This is a genomic window from Leptothoe sp. EHU-05/26/07-4, from assembly GCF_043421015.1.
Classification (GTDB): Bacteria; Cyanobacteriota; Cyanobacteriia; order Phormidesmidales; family Phormidesmidaceae; genus Leptothoe; species Leptothoe turfae.
The window spans coordinates 288,957-307,341 of record NZ_JAXSQV010000001.1; the positions used below are offsets into that span (position 1 = coordinate 288,957).

General features: G+C 47.8%; 16 protein-coding genes. 5 read left to right on the forward strand and 11 right to left on the reverse strand.

All coding sequences use genetic code 11. The annotated features are described in order from the left end of the window. Nucleotides 1-301: 301 nt before the first annotated feature. On the forward strand, nucleotides 302-586 hold the full coding sequence (locus tag U2F10_RS01320) for a hypothetical protein (RefSeq protein ID WP_006519020.1): 285 nt from the start codon (nucleotides 302-304) through the stop codon (nucleotides 584-586). Here U2F10_RS01320 and U2F10_RS01325 read toward each other — a convergent pair. After that, nucleotides 561-1,325: a DUF429 domain-containing protein gene (locus U2F10_RS01325; protein ID WP_163700606.1), complete on the reverse strand. Its 765-nt coding sequence runs from the start codon at nucleotides 1,323-1,325 to the stop codon at nucleotides 561-563. The two genes, U2F10_RS01320 and U2F10_RS01325, sit on opposite strands and share 26 nt — an antisense overlap. 270 nt (nucleotides 1,326-1,595) lie before the next feature. Here U2F10_RS01325 and U2F10_RS01330 point away from each other — a divergent pair, with 270 nt between their 5' ends. After that, nucleotides 1,596-2,852, forward strand: a complete 1,257-nt coding sequence (locus U2F10_RS01330) for an adenylate/guanylate cyclase domain-containing protein (RefSeq protein WP_163659421.1) — start codon at nucleotides 1,596-1,598, stop codon at nucleotides 2,850-2,852. A gap of 2 nt (nucleotides 2,853-2,854) precedes the next feature. Here U2F10_RS01330 and U2F10_RS01335 read toward each other — a convergent pair whose 3' ends face one another. From U2F10_RS01335 to U2F10_RS01350, 4 genes are all read right to left on the reverse strand, one after another. After that, nucleotides 2,855-3,208 (reverse strand): slr1659 superfamily regulator, encoded by a 354-nt coding sequence (locus U2F10_RS01335; RefSeq protein ID WP_163659420.1) that lies wholly within the window; start codon nucleotides 3,206-3,208, stop codon nucleotides 2,855-2,857. Between the two features lie 71 nt (nucleotides 3,209-3,279). Then, nucleotides 3,280-3,876 (reverse strand): slr1658 family protein, encoded by a 597-nt coding sequence (locus U2F10_RS01340; protein WP_250564656.1) that lies wholly within the window; start codon nucleotides 3,874-3,876, stop codon nucleotides 3,280-3,282. An 88-nt stretch (nucleotides 3,877-3,964) separates the two neighbouring features. Then, the gene (locus U2F10_RS01345; protein WP_499870280.1) at nucleotides 3,965-4,279 is read right to left on the reverse strand and encodes a hypothetical protein; all 315 of its coding nucleotides are present in this window, start codon (nucleotides 4,277-4,279) and stop codon (nucleotides 3,965-3,967) included. 97 nt (nucleotides 4,280-4,376) lie between these two features. Continuing rightward, nucleotides 4,377-6,086 carry a PP2C family protein-serine/threonine phosphatase gene (locus U2F10_RS01350; RefSeq protein WP_499870282.1) on the reverse strand — a complete coding sequence of 570 codons (1,710 nt, stop codon included), beginning with the start codon at nucleotides 6,084-6,086 and terminating at the stop codon, nucleotides 4,377-4,379. A gap of 710 nt (nucleotides 6,087-6,796) precedes the next feature. On the opposite strand from U2F10_RS01350, the gene U2F10_RS01355 reads away from it, so the two are divergent. Next, complete coding sequence (locus U2F10_RS01355) at nucleotides 6,797-8,521, forward strand: cation:proton antiporter (protein ID WP_499870284.1); 1,725 nt, start codon at nucleotides 6,797-6,799, stop codon at nucleotides 8,519-8,521. On the opposite strand, the gene U2F10_RS01360 is transcribed toward U2F10_RS01355, so the two are convergent. The 5 genes from U2F10_RS01360 to U2F10_RS01380 form a co-directional block, all read right to left on the reverse strand. Beyond that, complete coding sequence (locus U2F10_RS01360; RefSeq protein ID WP_499870286.1) at nucleotides 8,494-10,413, reverse strand: putative bifunctional diguanylate cyclase/phosphodiesterase; 1,920 nt, start codon at nucleotides 10,411-10,413, stop codon at nucleotides 8,494-8,496. The two genes, U2F10_RS01355 and U2F10_RS01360, sit on opposite strands and share 28 nt — an antisense overlap. 155 nt (nucleotides 10,414-10,568) lie before the next feature. Further along, nucleotides 10,569-11,573 carry a sensor histidine kinase gene (locus U2F10_RS01365; protein WP_499865095.1) on the reverse strand — a complete coding sequence of 335 codons (1,005 nt, stop codon included), beginning with the start codon at nucleotides 11,571-11,573 and terminating at the stop codon, nucleotides 10,569-10,571. A 69-nt stretch (nucleotides 11,574-11,642) separates the two neighbouring features. Next, the gene (locus U2F10_RS01370) at nucleotides 11,643-12,248 is read right to left on the reverse strand and encodes an L-threonylcarbamoyladenylate synthase (RefSeq protein WP_163659415.1); all 606 of its coding nucleotides are present in this window, start codon (nucleotides 12,246-12,248) and stop codon (nucleotides 11,643-11,645) included. Nucleotides 12,249-12,633: 385 nt separating this feature from the next. After that, on the reverse strand, nucleotides 12,634-13,551 hold the full coding sequence (murQ, locus tag U2F10_RS01375) for an N-acetylmuramic acid 6-phosphate etherase (protein ID WP_499865096.1): 918 nt from the start codon (nucleotides 13,549-13,551) through the stop codon (nucleotides 12,634-12,636). 175 nt (nucleotides 13,552-13,726) lie between these two features. Continuing rightward, complete coding sequence (locus U2F10_RS01380) at nucleotides 13,727-14,125, reverse strand: DUF3110 domain-containing protein (RefSeq protein WP_163659413.1); 399 nt, start codon at nucleotides 14,123-14,125, stop codon at nucleotides 13,727-13,729. A 254-nt stretch (nucleotides 14,126-14,379) separates the two neighbouring features. Here U2F10_RS01380 and U2F10_RS01385 point away from each other — a divergent pair, with 254 nt between their 5' ends. Further along, nucleotides 14,380-15,762, forward strand: a complete 1,383-nt coding sequence (locus U2F10_RS01385) for an NCS2 family permease (protein WP_163700586.1) — start codon at nucleotides 14,380-14,382, stop codon at nucleotides 15,760-15,762. A 171-nt stretch (nucleotides 15,763-15,933) separates the two neighbouring features. Then, entirely contained in the window at nucleotides 15,934-16,971 is a 1,038-nt protein-coding gene (locus tag U2F10_RS01390; RefSeq protein ID WP_499870288.1) for a hypothetical protein, read from the forward strand. Nucleotides 16,972-17,184: 213 nt separating this feature from the next. On the opposite strand, the gene U2F10_RS01395 is transcribed toward U2F10_RS01390, so the two are convergent. Beyond that, entirely contained in the window at nucleotides 17,185-18,138 is a 954-nt protein-coding gene (locus tag U2F10_RS01395; RefSeq protein WP_163659410.1) for an alpha/beta hydrolase, read from the reverse strand. Nucleotides 18,139-18,385 lie beyond the last annotated feature (247 nt).

Consider the following 18,385-nt stretch of genomic DNA (forward strand, 5'->3'; position numbering starts at 1 on the left):
GTATAGCTGCTGATAGATAGATAGGACCATGTTATCAACTTAACCAGTGCAATGGTATGCATGCGCATAGGGATAACCGATCTGTCACCCGGCATTAGTTCACTTCGTTTTATCAGGGGGCATCCATGCCTGACATGGGCAAAAAAAAGGCCACTATAAAGTGACCTTTAAGAGATTCGATAAATAAAATGGGTCCCGCGACTTGCTGGGCGTAAACCCCTCAATCTGCTGCAATCTAGGTTCCTTGATGAATCTAGATTGCCCACAATTGAATAAGAACTCCCTAATCCGCCAACCTCCCATGACAGTTCCCCATCATTCGCCTAATTCATCTGATGTACTTCTATGGCTATGTCATGTCCGAAAGTTTTGCTTCACTCCGGAACGCGGCCATCATTGGGCATCATTTTTTGCCACCATCCCAGCGAGTTCTAAACAAATGATTCGGGAAAATCTGAGTCACGAACAGGAGGTACAGATTTGGGATATCTACAACTACAATCGCGTCAACCGCTGTGCCCTGGCAGAGCATTATTGCTATGATCGGGCGGCGGATCCATTTAACTGCCACCAATTGGAGCTGTAGTAAGTTTGTAATTGCGTACATCGTAGGCCATCGGCACAACGATATAGCCTGAGGCTAAACTGCCCAGCACCTGGTTACGAGCATGGCCCCAATACCACCAGTGGGCGGCTCCATAGGCACAGACAATACTGTCAAGCTGATCTTCCACCGCTTTCAAGGCCAACCCTCCCTTAGGTATGGCAGGGAGCGTATCCACCATTAAGCGCGGTGTATGGTGAGGCAAATGCTGCAAAATTAAGGACCGGAGTCGGTAAAGTTGTTGACGTCGCTGAGCAACACGACCTTTTTTATATTTAAGAATATGCGACAGCCCAAAAAGATGCACCATGGCTGGGTGAGGAAAAAACTCGATCTGATAACGACCAGATTGTCTGGGTTTTAGAGTTGGTGCATGGAGGAAGCCTTGCTCAGTTAACGCCTCACCAAAGGCCACGAGTTGAGTGGCAAATGCAGACGCCTGATTCGCTGGGTAACAACCGGCATGATATTTACCAAAGTGTTTGTGAGCTAGACGATCCGGTTCACGCATTCCCGTTGGGTTCGGAATAATTGTCGGCGCATCCACAGCCACCATCGCGGGGACCGGTGTTGGCGCATGTTGATGCAGCCAGGCCAAGACATCGCCATGGGTAGTCATTCGATCAAGAATACTTAAAGAGAGGCAATCATTTTCCCAGTGCAGGCAGCAAACACCACTCGGTCCCGTTTGCCAACCCAAATCAACGCCCAAAAAAATCATAAATTGCTGAAGATGTCCATGCTTGGCTAAGGGCTGACAACATCAACTAACCACGTTGTTGCCTGATGATACCGGATCTGATTCTGAGAGCTAGGAACATCTAGATGTAGAGTCCGCAAAGTTACGGAGATATTTCTATATCTTATCTCCAATCAGAACCATAATGGTCGTGGAGATTACAGTTCACATTGGCCCTTCATTTGAGATGGTTGCTGAAAGCTCCTGTGGTGTCTTTACCTTGCCAGTCATTCAATCCATCGTCCGTCCGACATGAAACTCGAGTCATCCATAGCCAACACCTGTACTCACAGCTCAAAGGACGCCGAGCTCATTGAACTACGTATACATAATGAAAAGCTCAGGGCAGACAATAGCGATCTGCAATCAATGATAGATATTGTCACAGAGCATTCGACCATTTTAGAGAACGCGTTAGAAACGCAGAACCAAGAAATGGCGGATTACATTGAGCAGGTCAAACAGATTACGGCAGCGGCCATTACGGTCCAAAATAATACCTTCACTCCCCACAGTCTTACAGCAACGGCCCTGCGCGGTGATGAACTCGGTAACCTGGCTCGGGTATTTTCAGAAACGGTACAGTCTGTGAAACGCCAAGAACAAAAACTTATTGAAACGAATGCCCATCTCTCAGATCTTTTGGAGTCTTATAGTCGCTTTATCCCTCCAGAATATTTAACGTTTCTTCAGCGAGATAGTATTCTCGACATCAAGCTGGGAGATCATGTGAGTAAAGAGATGGCGATTATGTTCTCTGACATTCGTGCCTTTACCACCCTCTCTGAGCAAATGACGCCCCAAGAGAATTTTGATTTTGTTAATGCCTATTTGCGCCGCATTAGTCCAGAAATTCGCAAGCACAATGGCTTCATTGTTAAATATCTAGGTGACGGCATGATGGCCGTTTTTCCCGATGGCGTTGATGATGCATTGCAGGCAGGCATTGCCAAAGTCAATCAGATCAGAACCTATAATCAGCATCGCCTTACTGAAGGCTATCCACCACTGACGGTGGGTATTGGTTTACATGCTGGCCACATGATGGTCGGTATGGTGGGGGAGACAAATCGCATGCAGGCCGATGCCGTGTCTGACAATGTTAATCTAACAGCTCGTTTAGAAGGTTTGACCAAATACTACGGAGTATCGCTGTTAATTTCAGAAGATGTGATGCTCAAGCTAGAGCAACCCAATAAGTATTCGGTGCGACTGATAGACCGCATCGTTGTCAAAGGTCGCCAAGAGCCCATCACCATCTATGAGGTGCTCAATGCAGACATAAATTCGGTCCGTAAATTGAAGCTAGAAACCCTGCCAATGTATCAACAGGGACGACACTTCTATCAAGAAGGTGACTGGGCAAAAGCCATGGCCTGCTTTGAAGCTGTTCTAAAGATCAATCCCATTGATAAAACAGTTCAGTTTTATCTAGAACGTATTCAGCAGATGGCTCAGCAACCAATGCCCAAGCACTGGAATGGTGTCTGGGCATTTACCGAGAAATAAGATCACTCCAAAACAATTTCTAAACTAGGCAACAGTCGCTTTAAGTTCTTGAGAGACTTTCCCTGCCAGGGAGTGTCTTCACTGCCCACAACCATCATATTCACTGTTTTAGCTGAGCGAACACGAATAACAAATTTGGAAATCATACTGATACCAGAGCTATTGAGGAATTTTAAGTCCCTGAGTTCGAGGGTAATTAGCTCAGGTTCTCGTTGGAGCAATTCTCCCATCAGTTCATCAATGGGGGCATAGGCATCTGGGCCACTCAGTCTTAGAGAACCGTGAAATTTAATAGTCGCCGTTTGGTTGTCGCACTGGACTTTGTAGCTTTCCCCTTCAATCGTGTGAATCCCCATAGTATTTATTCCTTGTTGTCCGTCATAGGTAATCATTGATATCAGATACTTTTTATAGTTAGAGAGCGCTATCAAACTGTGAGCTGCGCCATCGTCGTCACTGTAAAATTTGCTGATTGGTATTCAGATGGCCTAAATTTCCAACCTAAATGGGCCTGGTAGTCATTTTGAATTGTGATAAACCCCATGCCAGAACCAGGGATGGAGGTGTCAGTGGCACTGCGCTCAAGCTGACGCAGATAAAAGTCATCAGGATCTGAACCAAGAAAATCTTGAATAAAGCGTTGTAGTCTGGTTGCGCCATCAAATGAAAGACCATTGCTAACGGATAGAACAATGGTTGAAGGTATCCCTTGCAATAAGTGCAAGCTAAATTTAATCGGCTCTTCTGAGGGTTCATAGTTGAATTTCATCGCATTTTCCAGAAGCTCATTGGCAATGTAGTTGATGGCTGCTTTGATTTCTGTTTGTCGCCGTTTATGTTGACTATTAGCGTCATAGATAGGCAAAAATGTAGTCAAATAATCAGCAACAAAATCAGCGGAAATACCATTGTTACGCCACCGTTGTTGCACAGTCAGCGATGTCGGAGAAAAGCCTAATTCTAAATACTCATGGTGAGTTTTCGGTATATTGTCCTTAAACTCACCAAAGATTTTGGTCATCATAGTTAAGCTCTAGTTTCATTAAATGTCGTCTTTTAGATAGAGGGCATATTCCACTCATTGTATTCAGCAGAACTAGCCATTTTTGCGATTACCGGTTATAGGCCACCACAGTTCCTGTCAGCCATAGTAATAAGGACAACACGTGGACGGGTAAAAATAGCCAGAGGTTCAGCTCATGCCATTTACCCTCGTGTACATCTTCGAGCCAATCTGTTCGGCGCACGGCCACTTGCAAAACGTCACCTGTAGCTGCAGCTACCTGGGTTTTTAATTCGCCATGATCTTGTAAAAAGATACCGGTGGCAATAATAAAGATCATGGGAATAGAAATTGCGATCGCAATCCACCGATGAGATAAACGATGCCACCGGGCAACCCGCTTATTGAATGACGCTGAAGGCATAGGATATTCTTTAAATTAAAGGAAGAGATTCATTCGTTCACACCGTGGATCGCTGACGTAGAGTGACTATTTCTACAACTCAGCCAAAACTTAAACATTAGGCCAGATTCACCGTCGCCATGGTTGGCCGTTTCAACACCAGCAGGGTGATATCGTCAAAAACTTTGTGGGTGCCAATGTGGGTTTGCACATCCTGAATCACCCGTCTGCGAATCTCCTCCGCAGGTAAGTGCCAATGGAGTTGGACCAACTCACATAGCCGTGGCAATCCATAATGAGTTCCGTCACTATTCTCAGCTTCGGTAATCCCATCGGTGTAAAGAACAATACCGTCACCAGGGTCAAGGTTGATGTGAGTTTGATCAATAAACTCAGAAATGTCGGACTCTAACCCCAATGGAAACCCTAAATCAATGGTGTCAATACGCTCTAAACCACCATCTTTACGAACAATGATCACCTCTTCATGCTGCCCCGTTAGACTGACCTTACCGCCACTGTAATCCAACAGTGACAACGTCATATTGCGTTCGGAGTTCATCCGTTGCACATTGGCATAGATCGTTTGATTCAGGGTCTTTAGCACTTTTGCAGAATCTGACTCACCGTGGAGTAACAGTGTGCGCACTGCTGTTTGAGCCATGAGCATCAGCATGCCACTTTCAAGACCATGGCCGGTAACATCGCCAATACCAATTTGTGTCCGACCATTAAATTGCAACACATCGAAGTAGTCACCGCCAAATTCTTCCGCAGGCTCCATAAATGTGGCAATATCCAGCTGATGAATTTGTTTAAGTTCTTTCTCCTTAGGCAGGATCAGCGCTTGCAGCTGTCGGCTAACCTCCAGCTCCGCTGACATTCTTACATTTTCAGCGGCTAGCTTCTGATTCAAATGCATAATCTGAGTATTTGCAGACGCTAGCTGCGCCGTCCGTTCTTGAACTCTCTTCTCCAGCGTGCGGCTATAGTCCCCAATCAGGCTAGACAGTTTTTCATAGGTATCCACCATGTAACCAATCTCATCGTATCGCTTGCCCTCAAGCGGTTGATAGATCGTTGTGGTGGTACCAAACTCGGTATGCTCTCGGGTATCGGTACTCAAACGGGCTTGACGACTTTCATCGAGAAACGTGGTGAACCGACTAATGCGACGCATAGGATCGGTGACAGCAAATGCTAAGACTCCAGAGCACACCAGAATAAATACGATCAGTCCCCCGGTGCTAATCAACAATACCGCTCTGATGTGGCTTTGATTATTTGCTGTGAGTGTTTGTCGGTCGAGGTCAATCTGCTTCAATACATGGGTGAGTTCTTCGCCCACCTCTCCCCCTTCGCCCCGCACGTACTGATCACCTGCCCGCGGGTCTTGCGTTTGCTTAAAGATTTGGACACCTTCTGTATAGGTATCCATGAGCAATGCATGGTTTTTCAATAACTGCTCTAAATCTTTACGGTAGGGCTCTGCCAATGGATACTGCAACACGTTATTCGTCTGCTGCTCAATCTTGACCGTCATGTCGTTGACACGGTCTAAATACTTGGCCAAGTCTTCTGAATTATGGCCACGCAGAAATAAATTTTTTCGATCTTTCGCCTGGCGATTGAAATAATCATTGATGATCTCAACTTCACGGTTCAGTTCATCAAACTCCAGGGTGGAACGATGAATGCTTTCAACGCTATTGGCAACGTAGTAAACGGCTGATGATAAGGCCGCAATCAAAAAGAATGCATACCCCCCCAAAAGCCACAGGGTTTTATGGAGGACACTGTTTCTTTGAAGGCGATTAAATGGGGCCATTTGAAATGTTCGCTAGCTAGAAAAATGCGCCTAGGGTGTGAGTTTTGATCGCTGTCTCAAATGATTTCCGTAGCGCCTGTAGACATTATTCACGTCCCAAGCTCTCCTTAGAGCCACTATCTTATTCTTGGTTAGCTTCTTGGTTAGCTGTCAGCTGATTATGGGCCAGGTAGGACTTTAGTCCCGAATTGTTGAAACCATTAACAATTCAGATACAGAATTCATTCAGTTGTCCGTAGACAATGCACGCAAACTGTTGTGAATGCTTCTATGATGTCAGTCGTCTTCGCCCGCAGAAATCCTCAAGAATTCAGATTTATTCAGCAAAAAAATCAAGTTTATTCAATTCTTGTAATTTTTTGTTGTTCCTAATCCTGAAAAGGTTGACAACTGAATTACTGATTCAGAGGGTGAATTGATCACTAGAATTACTCTATATCCAGTTCAGATTCAATCTTCCTGAAGATCAGCAACGCCAACATTCTCCATAGGGTGAAGATTGTGAGTTTTTCTAAAAATTAGAGTTACAAAATTAAGACGATTGGCAGATGGGCACCAGAGAGTTATTCAGGCCAAGTGTCTTGATTTCCGCATCTTCATCAAATTTTCTCAAGCATGAGCTTGCCCATATCCGATATTTATCAAGGCCTAATCAATTACACTTCAATACAGTAAATCTGGGAGATTCGACCAGATATTAAGGATGCATAATGGCAGTAAACAGCGGATTTATCTTAGATTTAACAGTAACCTTAGGAGCCTCTGCCTCTGGGGGGTACATTGCTAGTCGCATGCGCCAGCCAGTACTGTTGGGCTATTTACTCTCAGGTCTAGTGATTGGTCCCTTGGGGCTGCAACTGATCAGCGATGCAGATGCTATTCAGAGTCTGGCTGAACTGGGGGTTGCTTTTTTATTATTTTCCTTGGGTGTACAGTTCTCTCTAGCGGAACTTAATCGTGTTCGCAATGTCGCGCTCCAGGGCAGTTTGTTACAAATTGGTCTGACAACAGCTGCGGTAGCCACCATTAGCAGCTTACTGGGTTGGGCAAATTCTTGGGTGCAGGGCATTTTTCTGGGCACAGTCCTCTCTCTATCCTCCACAGCCGTTGTTCTTAAAACCCTCACGGAGCGAGGAGAAACCAACACTCGCCACGGTCAAATTATGCTGGCAATTTTGATTGCTCAGGATTTGGCGCTTGGGGTCATGCTAGCCATTGTGCCCTCCCTTAATTCTCAGGGATCAATACTGCCGGTACTCGGTCTAGCTTTGCTCAAGGTGGGTATTTTTATTGGAGTTGCGATCGCAGCTGGCTATGGGCTTGTGCCCCGTATGATCCGTGCCGTTGCCCGTACCGAAAGTGCAGAATTGTTCCTGCTCACCCTGCTGGCCCTGTGCCTGAGCGTGGCACTAGTCACCGCGCGTCTGGGCCTCTCCATTGAAATTGGCGCATTTGCTGCCGGATTGATGATCGCGGAAATCGACTACGCCGACCACGCCCTCAGCCGATTTTTGCCCCTGCGAGATACCTTTGCCTGCCTGTTTTTTACCTCCATCGGCATGCTGATCGATCCGCAGATTTTGATCCAAAATGCCGGGGTGATATTAGGACTAGTGGCCCTGGTGATGATAGGCAAAGCCTTCATTGTGCTCCCTGTGGTGCTATCCTTCGGCTATTCATTTAAAACAGCGCTACGTAGCAGCCTGGGTATCAATCAAATTGGAGAATTCTCATTTGTATTAGTCCTTGTGGGTCTAGAGAACAATCTGATTTCAGAACAAACCTATCTGCTATTGTTAGGAACAACTGCTATCACCCTGGTATTTACACCTATTTTATTTAAGTCTGCAACACCCATTGCTGAAACTCTACTTAAATCCCCACGCATCAGACCGTTTCTAAGCATTTGGGAATCTCCCCAGGAGATGTGGGTTGAGGAAGATCTTACCAACCATATTGTGGTAGCTGGTTATGGTCGGGTCGGACAGGTCGTCGTCAACATTTTGCAGCAGCAGGGGCACTACCCGGTTTTAATCATTGAGAACAACGAAGCGGCCATCCAAACCCTGCGGCACCACAAGATGCACTATATCCTCGGCGATGCTGACTCAGAACAGATCTTAGAAAAAGCGCATTTGGATAAAGCCATTGCCCTGGCGATTACCCTGCCAGACCCGGCGAGCACCCGGCTATTGTTGAAGCGTTCCTTAGCCATTAATCCCACTCTTGACGTGATCGCCCGCGCCCACGTCACCGCTGAAATCGATAGCTTGACCCAGGCAGGAGCCCGAGAAGTCGTACAACCTGAGTTTGAAGCGGCCCTTGAACTAGGCTCTCACCTACTTAAAATTTTAGGCAATGCCCCTATGGATATTCAGAGCACCATGGAGGCCATTCGACACAATCGCTATTTAAGTATTCGTGGCGGCAGATAAGGTAAGGGAGGTGAAAACCAATACCCCTGCCCATGGGTACAACCCAGGTTGACAAGCTGTTGAGCTTGCCATTCTGTCTCGATGCCTTCAGCGACAACATCCAGCTTCAACACTTGAGCCAGTTGCACAATGGCCTCGACAATCTTGAGATTATCAGAATCAGACTCCATATCCTTAATAAATGCCCGGTCAATCTTCAAGGTGTCAACCGGTAACTGCTTAAGATAGCTCAGGGATGAATACCCCGTCCCAAAATCATCAATACTAATTTGAATTCCCCAATGTCTAAGCCGAGCCAGGGTTGCTAGCACTGGCTGTGGATCACCGATGAGGAGGTTTTCTGTAATTTCAAATTTAAACCAAGCAGGTTGAGCCTGCGTCTGTTGCAGAACATCATAAATCTGTTGGGCGAACTGCTCACCCTGTAAATGACGCACTGAAAAGTTCACACTGACAAAAGGAACAGGTTTGGAGGGATTCTCCTGATGCCATTGGCTCAGCTGCTCACATACTTTGTAAAACGTCCAGTTGCCCAGCTGAGAAATTAGATCGCTTTCCTCCGCCAGTGGAATAAAATCGGCAGGTGACATAAAGTCAGACGTGCCCTCAGGCTGCCAGCGGACTAAGGCCTCATACCCTTCCACAGGAGCCGCTGCCGAGGCTGAGGTCAACGCCACAATGGGCTGATAGTAAATCTGTAGCTGCTGTTGCCTCAACGCCTGGCGAAGCTTACCTTCTAGAGTCAAACGATGGAGCGCCTGCGTATGCATTTCAGGTTGAAAAACACGCCAGCCTTGGGGCTTTTGCTTGGCCTGCAGCAAGGCTAGGGAGCCATCCCGTAACATGTGTTCACCATTGCCATAACTGGAATCCACCAGCACAATACCCACATTGGCATTCACCGTGACTTCATAATTACCCAGCTCAATGGGGGTCGCTAACCGCCTTTGTAGACGCTGGACCAATGGAATAATCTCGTTTTTATCCGCTAACGTTGGCAACAGAATCGCAAATTGATCATCCGCTAGACGTACGGTAAAACTGCTGTCAGAAACAATTTCTGTGATCCGATTAGCGATTTCAATCAACAGCCGATCGCCCTGTAAGTGGCCCAGGGTGTCGTTAATGGCTTTAAAGCGATCGCAAGCCAACATCAGCAGTATCGACAACTCATAAGGCTGTCTGGCCTGCACCGTCTCTTCCAAACGTTTCAGTAGCAGCGTGCGATTTGGCAATCCCGTTAACGAGTCATACAATGCCAGGTGCATTAATTTTTCCTGAGCTTGCCGCCGCTGTTGGATTTCTGCCTGCAAGGCTTGATTGGTAGTGTGTAACTCTTGGGTACGCTCTAAAACCCGCTGTTCCAACTCCTGATTATTTTTATGAATCTGCATTTCAGCAATTTCATATTGCTGAAGAATAATGCGTAGCTTTTGATTTTGAGTTTTAAGCGTTTGTCTAAGATGCCGTAGTTCTAACTGATGCTCAATGCGTACAAGCACTTCAGCGATTTGAAACGGCTTTGTAATGTAGTCTACGCCGCCTACGGAAAATGCCTTTAACTTTTCCAGCACATTATCCATAGCACTCATAAAAATGATGGGAATATCAGCTGTTATGGCATCACTGTGGAGATGGCGGCAAACGGCAAACCCATCCAGGTCAGGCATCCGGATATCAAGCAAAATAAGATCGGGTAGCTCAGTGGCAATATCCATAATTGCCATAGCCCCGCTTACAGCATTACGAACACTGTATCCAGCCTCAGACAGCGCTGAAGACAGCAGTCGTAGATTGCTGGGAAGATCATCAACAATCAAAATCTTGGATGCACGGTGCTCTTTTTGAGGCACAGCCATCTTAGGAATATCAGAGTTTTGAATAGGGGGCAAAAGACTTACACCGTTGTTGTCGTATAGTTGTTCTTTGTAAAAACCCAGCCTGCCCTTCTATAGCTATGAAGATAATCTCAGGTTACAACAGTAACTCTGCATAACCCATAGCTAACGCTCATAACTCTATACTAGCCTTAAGTGTTGTTCCAAACCTAGATACTTGCCGGTAGCTTTACAGTAATTATAGGAGCTTCTGCTGCTGCCGGTAAAATCAGTTCCCCATGGAGAGCTTTGACCATTTCTTGGGCAATGGCCAGGGTTAGCCCTGTGGAAAGATAAACCGATGAGAGATTACTCAAATCAACTTCACGACCGTAGAGAGAGGTATCTAGCCTGACACATAACTCATTGGCTGGGCGCTCGGCCTCTAACCTGATCAAGATAGACTCCCCTTCAGCCACTGCATCCAGGGTGATATGGCCGAGTTTTGTGGATGTAATAGCATCATCCAGCAAGCTAATGAGCATCATCTGTAGCCACTTTAAATCACTCAATACGGAAAGATCGGTAGGTTTGAAGGCAAGACGAAGATTACTATTCGCTGCTTGCAGATGGGTTAACTCTTCTAATGTTTTAAATAGGGTTTTTAGGGGTAAGGGTTCCAGGGTTGGAACTTCACGCCCAATATCGAGTTTGGATGCTGCGATGATCGTATCAAACAGCTGTAAAACCTTATAGGCAGCTTCTTTGGCCTCAGCCGTAAATTGTTTTTCCTCTTCAGGAGTTTCACACAGCCCTTCTAGAATCAACTGGTGCAAACCAATGACACTATTAATGGGCGATCGCAACTCATGGGCAGTCCGTGCCAAAAAGCCACTTTTAAACCGTTCTAACTGGCTGAGACGCTCATAGGCGAGGGCTTGGGGATCATCGGTAGGCGTTCCTTGAATAGCCGAAGGCTGCGGAGAGGGGGGATCGTCTGGGGGGGTAGGCTCTACGGGAGCTAACTCATTAGTAGGGTTAGTGGGGGCCTCAACAGCAGGCGGCTCCTGAGGAGCAAGATCGGTCGCAGCTGGAGAACCCGTAGAGGACCGAGAAGCAGTAAAGGCGGTAGGGGCAGGGGCAATACTGTCAGACTGACGCGTTCGGCGCAGGCTGGTGGTAATGGTTCCACCGAAAAAGCCAATGCCAATGAGTACTGCTGTTTGCCAATCCATAGGAATCTTTATGTAGAAATACTTTGGTAATTAGAAATAAGGTCAGAGCGCATCCCCATTACTTATACTCTACAAATATACGGTTCCCTGACGTATAGTCTGCCAATGGTCAGATTGCCAGAAAGCAACGGTGGAGGGTAATCCAGACGGAGCGGGAATGACGATGTCAGGTCCCAAAGGTTCCACCAAGGTCTGTAACGCTTGGTCGTTTAGACCATAAACGTGAGGGAACTGGGCCAGCACTTCATCCAAGCTCGCCAGGGTCGTTTGCCCAGATAGATTTGCACTGGTAGTTGCCAAAGGCCCTGTCAAGGCCAGTATTTGGCGAGCGATGGGATGGTCGGGCACGCGGACACCAATGGTATCTGGCGTTTTGGGATGCATCACCAACGGGACCTTCGATGTGGAAGGGACCACCAGGGTGAGTTGTCCTGGCCAATAGCGCTCAGTCATAGTCTGCCACTGAGCCACCTCCATAGTGACATAGGGCCACAAATCAGCTGCGCTGGCCCCCATAAGTATTAGAGACTTCTCTAGACTGCGCTGCTTGAGCTCATAGAGTTTGTCACTATGGTCAGGTGTTACGGCTAAACCCCACACGGTATCGGTAGGTAAGGCTACAATACTGCCGGATCGAGCTGCTGCAACATAATCTTGTAAGGGGGTATAGGGCATAGGTGACACCGGTTCTTAGTTCTTAGTTCTTAGTTCTGAATGGTAGTTCTCTAGCACAGAGGAGGATGGCAGTCTTTGAACTTTAGATAGATTTTCAGGAATTGGTATAACAAGTTGAGAGGGTGGGTAGAGAAGACAACGGGGAAAATACGGATCTTCTAGGTCACTCATTAAACTCTTCTCTCCAAAATAGGAACTGAGGGGACTGCACAACAATAAAGTCCAGTTTGGAGTTATAGATGGTTGGATGAGTGACGGGGGAATGGGGTGATTATTTAAGCACAAGCGCCTTAATCGATTTAAACGGAAGAATTTTATAAGGTGTCTGGTGTCTTGGTAGGGGCGGACGGCAGTACGCCCTGAGGAATATAAATTAATTTCATTGTTACTCTGGACGTGCCATAAGTGCCTGTCGTAGATTGCCATTATTTTGATCTAACGCCGCTTGAGCCGCGTCTTTATCCAAATCAGCCCAGTGCATCAACAAAGCAAGTTTTACCTTTTGATCACTTTTGCCCAAAAGGGTATCGGCTTCGTCACGGGATAGATCTGTCAGAGCAGAAATAATGCGCAGAGCCCGGTCATGGAGCTTGGTATTCGTAACCGATACATCGACCATGCGATTGCCGTAGACTTTGCCCAGTTTCACCATCACCCCGGTCGACAAAATATTTAGGGCCATTTTGGTGACGGTGCCCGACTTTAGGCGGGTGGAGCCTGCCAATACTTCAGGCCCTACCGGTAACCGCAAATCGATATCCACATCAATATCCACCTGCTCCGCTGGTACACAGGCCATAAAAATTGTGGTAGCTCCCCTGAGCTTGGCTTCTTCAAGCGCACCATGTACATAGGGTGTGGTTCCACCAGCCGTAATCCCTACCACTACATCAAGGGCAGAAATTTGGTGGGTCGCCATCGCTGCTGCCCCATCAGCAGGCAAGTCTTCTAGGGCTTCTGAGCTGCGCAGCAAAGCTGGTGGCCCCCCGGCCAAAATTCCCTGCACCATCTTGGGCGGTGTGCAAAATGTTGGTGGACATTCAGCCGCATCCAACACGCCCAAACGCCCGCTGGTGCCAGCACCTATATAGAACAGACGACCGCCGTCCCGTAGCGACTTTGCCGTGCGGTCAATGGCCATCGCCAGCATGGGCGCTGCTTCTGCGATCGCATCCACTGTCCGCTGATCTTCCTGATTAAACACCTGCACCATTTCCAGCGTTGACAGCTGGTCCAGGTTCTGACTATTGGGGTTAATCTGCTCGGTGAGAAGGTAGCTGCGATCGTTAATGGTGTCAGGCATGGGGCAGAGGGGAATGGGGAATGGGCAGTGGGGCCAGGCAGTTTAACTGCCTGGCCCCGGACTAAAGCTCAGAACTTAACTTCGATAGATTATAAGGATTTCGCCCAAGTGATAACACCCACCTTCCACCAATCAACCCCTAGCTCAAGCACGTCCCCCATTCCCTACTCCCTCCTCAAAGCAACTTCTCCAACTGCTGTCGAATCCGATCCAACTCCTTCTGTGACATATCCTGAGCTGATGTGCCTGAATCAGCTGGCTGCACTCGCTCTTCGGGGCGGGTGTCTGGGTCCCAGTCCTTTGTTTCCAGGTTTTGCTCTGGGGGCATGACCAGCGTGCCAGTTTCCACATGCTTCGCTTCGTAGTTTGCACCGCGACAAAACTCTTCGATTTCTTCCGACTCAAACCCTTCCACACTGCAGGGCGGAAAGTCTTGTGCCTCTAGCAAACCACCAAAGCGTACAGCATCGTCTTCGGCTTCAAACATCAGCACGATGTTGCGATCGCCCACCTTCAGAGAGTGAATTCCCTCATTTTCAGTACGAGCATTAAACAGAACCACATAAACACGCATGGCTATTCTCAGGGCTTGAAGGTTTGTTAGTTATCTTATCAGCACCATAAAACCCTATCTTCAAGCTTTTCCCCCTAACTGACTGAGCGTAGTCGAGGTCAGCTATAGCACCTGCGCGTCTGAGAAGCAACCAATGAGTTTTCAATTCTTTTCCAAATAAAAAATAAATGTTACATCCATCGTATCCGTAACCACCTAGACAGACGATAGAAACCTTAGGCACTTCACTGGAAATAGCTACGCACTTAACCGCTATGTCTAATCAATCGGGCAATATTCAACAATCGTCTGGCCTGGCAGGGGCCATCGCTAACTTTTTTAACTTCGATGCCCTGGGCACCGATCTACCTACGGAAATTTTGGCTGGGGCAACGACGTTTGTCACCATGGCCTACATTCTCATCGTCAACCCGGCAATTTTGTCGGAGGCTGTTTTTCTCAATGGGTCAGGAGACTTATTTGGGGAGCTGGTCATGGCAACGGGGATATCAGCTGCGATCGCAACCCTGATCATGGGTCTTTACGCCAAACTTCCCTTTGCTCTGGCTCCTGGCATGGGCATCAATGCTTTCTTTGCCTTCAGTGTTGTGCTAGGCATGGGTGTGGACTGGCGTGTGGCCCTGGCTGCTGTCTTTATTGAGGGGATTATCTTTATTATTCTCACCCTCACCAATGTGCGCAACAAGATTGTTGCCGCTATTCCCGATGCGGTGAAGCATGCAACAACAGCCGGTATTGGTTTGTTTATTGCCTACATTGCCCTTAAGGGGGCAGGCATTGTTGCCCCCTCTGAAGCCACATTGACCACCCTTGGAAACCTCAGATCACCCCAAGCAGCCATGACACTGCTGGGGTTGGGCATCACCGCATTTCTGTTCTCTCGCCGAGTGACGGGTGCCTTATTATGGGGAATCATTGGCACTGCTTTATTGGCCTGGTTGTTTGGCGTTGCCCCCTGGCCCGAAGGCGTTGTTGCCATTCCTGCTGCCCCTACCCATCTCTTTGGTCAAGCCTTTGTGGGTATCGGTGAGCTGTTTAGGCTCAACTTTTTAGAAATGGTCAGCATTGTCTTTGTCTTTTTGTTTGTTGACCTATTTGACACCATTGGTACCCTAACCGGCTTGGGCTCAAAAGCAGGTTACATCAACAATGAAGGTGCATTTCCCGGCGTTGAAAAAGCCTTTATGGCTGATGCTGTGGGCACCACCGCTGGTTCTATTTTGGGTACCTCTACTGTGACGACCTACATTGAGTCTGCATCAGGCATTTCTGAAGGGGGACGCAGTGGCTTTACTGCTGTTGTTGTGGCAGCTTTCTTCTTAGTGGCCCTATTGTTTATACCTCTCTTCTCCGGCATCCCCGCCTTTGCCACAGCGCCTGCATTGATTATGGTGGGTGTGATGATGATGTCTGGGGCAAGGGCAATTGATTGGGAGGATCCAGCGGCTGCGATCGCGGCATTCCTAACCATCATTATGATGCCCCTGGCTTACTCCATTGCCGAAGGTCTGGCCATGGGCCTAATCGCCTATCCCTTAGTCAAAGCATTCCAGGGCAAAGCAAGAGAAACCACCATCGGCATGTGGATCCTAGCCGCAATCTTTATTCTCCGCTACATCTTTGTAGCCGGCGGTTAAGGGAAAGATCCATTTAAGGTCAGTCCCCCCTTCTCCCCCAGGGAGTAAGGGGTTGGGGGATGAGGGCTAATCTTACGGTCAGATAGCCTGATCGTTGCTGATCGCCGACAGGGCCTATACGATCAATAAATCCCACAAATCAGCAACGACAAATCTAAAGGACTTCTCCTTATGCGCGGTTGGCAGATGGTCATTTCCGGAATACTTGCCCTCACCTGTGGCTTCAGCACCGTCAGCTGCACCACCACAGCCATTGAAGCAACTGAGTCCCGCATTACCTTCGAAGGCGATACACCAGCCTGGGCCGATTCCGCCAGCTCTGTGATGACAGAACTAGAACAGTGGCGTGGCCTCAGCTTTAAGGAAAATTTAGTCGTTACCTTTCAGCCCCAGAACGATCCGGGGCTCAATGGCTGGTATAACTCCGAAACCAAACAGCTCGTTGTCACCACATCAGGCTCTGATGAGCTGGGGCGTGGCGTCATGCTCCACGAGATGTTTCATGCCCTGCAGGATCAGCACTTTGACCTCTACAATCTACATCTCCAAAGCCAGGACAACTCTGACTACGATCAGGCTGTCACTGCCGTCATTGAAGGCGAAGCGATGCTGGCCGTCAGCGAGCTGCTGAACTATGACTTCCTTGCCCACGCTAAACTGCCCCCCGAAGGTCCCATTAATGACCGGCTCTTTGAGAATATTTTTCTTTATGGCGCTGGTCTCAAATTTATTAAGGCTGTGCGCGATCAAGGGGGCTGGGAAGCAGTAGATGCAGTCTTTGCTGATCCCCCCCAGGCGACTACGCTGATTTTGAATCCACAACGCTATTTGGCCGGAGAGCGGACGGTTGAACCAACGGAAGTTCCTCTGGAAACAGGTGAAACTCTAGATAGCAAGACTATCCGTGGTGAATATGCCATACGCCTCATGCTGGCCCAACGGCCTGAAACACGTCATCTGGTAGACAGTATGGACAACAGCTATGTGACAGACACGCTGGGAGTGCTTACGAACAGTGAGGGTGATAGGGTCCATCGCTGGGTGATTGAACTCAATGGTCAGGAGACTTCTGAGGCATTAGCCCAAGGCGTCAAGACTGCGTTAGCCGGAGAGCTAGGAGAAGAGCCTTTGATGGAGTTGTTGCCGAATGGTAATCTGAGGTATCTCTTAGAGACGAAGATTGCACAAGCCTTGCCAGTTCCTCGTTAGGGCCGCCTCAATATGCAGCACCCTTTAACTCTAATAGGGTGCGCCCTTCAAGATATCGGCAAATTATCAGTACCTGTAGGGATAGCAGTGCATCCCTACAGGGTCATGTCTAATACGGTCCAAACATAAAATTAGCGGGTTCCGTCGGCTCCCTGCTGTAGTAAAAGTCTTTTAGGGCCAAGATTTATTGCTGGTAAAGCACCAGGACGAGATTTATAACACCCGATATGCCCCAGTTCCCGCATCAAACGTCAAGCCACGTTCTGCTTTTTGACCCGTAAATGCCCGCGCAAAAATCTCTTTAATTCTCTCATTCTGTAGCGCGCTATCATCCGTAAAATAATTATGGTGCGCAACAATATTCGCCGCATCGGTAAAATCTAAATACGTTGCATTGCGTGCTGTCAAATTTCGGGGCCAATGACCCAAACGTGCTTTTTGTTCATCCCCAGCCAACGCCTTAGACGCCAACAGAGCCGCATCATCTTCATTAATGGTGATAAACAATCTATTGCGAAAACGCACCCGATTAACCCAGTCGGCATGGCCTTCATTGTTCACATCAGCAGCCAGCATCACAATGTTGTCAAATAACAGAGTCTCTCCCTGATAAATCGATGATGACAACAACCGCTTAAACAGATAATTACCCATGCTGTGCAGCGCCAGGCTAAACTTGCGTTTACAAGCCTGCTCTGCATATTTCTTGAAGTAATCTGCCAGCTTCTCAAAGCATCGGTCCAATGCTCCAATGGACAAGGCCGCATCGCGCTTATCATCCTGATAGCTAGATAGCCCCTCAAGGGTTCCCCCCCCGTTAGACGGCCAGGTAAACATGATGACCTCAAGGTTATACCGTTGCTCAATGGCATAGGCACTCTCTAATGCATCACCAAAGTCTGTATTGAATCCATGGACAAAAAAGAGTGCACTGGTATGATTTTGGCGCATCCGCTGCTGTGCCTTTAAAAAGGCAGCTTCGCTAGCCCACATGTCTTCACCGTTATACGTAGTACGGTCATCCAAAATATTGACCTGCCAACTACCACCAACCTTTTGCGCCTCCGCCAGCCGTAGTTCATTAGGCCCCTTCTGGTTAAATCTAGGCCCAAATCGTTCTTCTGGGTTGGCATCTGGCTGTAGATTTCGATTGGTCACTACATACATTAGGCAATCTCCTGAATGCTCACGCTGATTCTACGCGGATCTCCACAGGCATCACCCCATTCTCCGGATGAAGCATCAGAGCGTAATGATCTGTATAGGGTGGAAAGTTGGGATAATTGCGATCGCAGTTGCCGATACGCTATAGCCAGAGTACTCGTAATACTCCAGTGTCAGCATTCATTTAGCCTTATGGGCAGATCTGCTTGACCCACCTATTATTATTCCTGCCACGCTATAGCCAAGCTGA

Excerpts from the sequence above, each read along its gene's own strand:
- U2F10_RS01320 (WP_006519020.1), top strand. The coding sequence starts at position 302 with ATGACAGTTCCCCATCATTCGCCTAATTCATCTGATGTACTTCTATGG.
- U2F10_RS01325 (WP_163700606.1), bottom strand. The coding sequence starts at position 1,325 with ATGATTTTTTTGGGCGTTGATTTGGGTTGGCAAACGGGACCGAGTGGT.
- U2F10_RS01330 (WP_163659421.1), top strand. The coding sequence starts at position 1,596 with ATGAAACTCGAGTCATCCATAGCCAACACCTGTACTCACAGCTCAAAG.
- U2F10_RS01335 (WP_163659420.1), bottom strand. The coding sequence starts at position 3,208 with ATGGGGATTCACACGATTGAAGGGGAAAGCTACAAAGTCCAGTGCGAC.
- U2F10_RS01340 (WP_250564656.1), bottom strand. The coding sequence starts at position 3,876 with ATGATGACCAAAATCTTTGGTGAGTTTAAGGACAATATACCGAAAACT.
- U2F10_RS01345 (WP_499870280.1), bottom strand. The coding sequence starts at position 4,279 with ATGCCTTCAGCGTCATTCAATAAGCGGGTTGCCCGGTGGCATCGTTTA.
- U2F10_RS01350 (WP_499870282.1), bottom strand. The coding sequence starts at position 6,086 with ATGGCCCCATTTAATCGCCTTCAAAGAAACAGTGTCCTCCATAAAACC.
- U2F10_RS01355 (WP_499870284.1), top strand. The coding sequence starts at position 6,797 with ATGGCAGTAAACAGCGGATTTATCTTAGATTTAACAGTAACCTTAGGA.
- U2F10_RS01365 (WP_499865095.1), bottom strand. The coding sequence starts at position 11,573 with ATGGATTGGCAAACAGCAGTACTCATTGGCATTGGCTTTTTCGGTGGA.
- U2F10_RS01370 (WP_163659415.1), bottom strand. The coding sequence starts at position 12,248 with ATGCCCTATACCCCCTTACAAGATTATGTTGCAGCAGCTCGATCCGGC.
- murQ (WP_499865096.1), bottom strand. The coding sequence starts at position 13,551 with ATGCCTGACACCATTAACGATCGCAGCTACCTTCTCACCGAGCAGATT.
- U2F10_RS01380 (WP_163659413.1), bottom strand. The coding sequence starts at position 14,125 with ATGCGTGTTTATGTGGTTCTGTTTAATGCTCGTACTGAAAATGAGGGA.
- U2F10_RS01385 (WP_163700586.1), top strand. The coding sequence starts at position 14,380 with ATGTCTAATCAATCGGGCAATATTCAACAATCGTCTGGCCTGGCAGGG.
- U2F10_RS01390 (WP_499870288.1), top strand. The coding sequence starts at position 15,934 with ATGCGCGGTTGGCAGATGGTCATTTCCGGAATACTTGCCCTCACCTGT.
- U2F10_RS01395 (WP_163659410.1), bottom strand. The coding sequence starts at position 18,138 with ATGTATGTAGTGACCAATCGAAATCTACAGCCAGATGCCAACCCAGAA.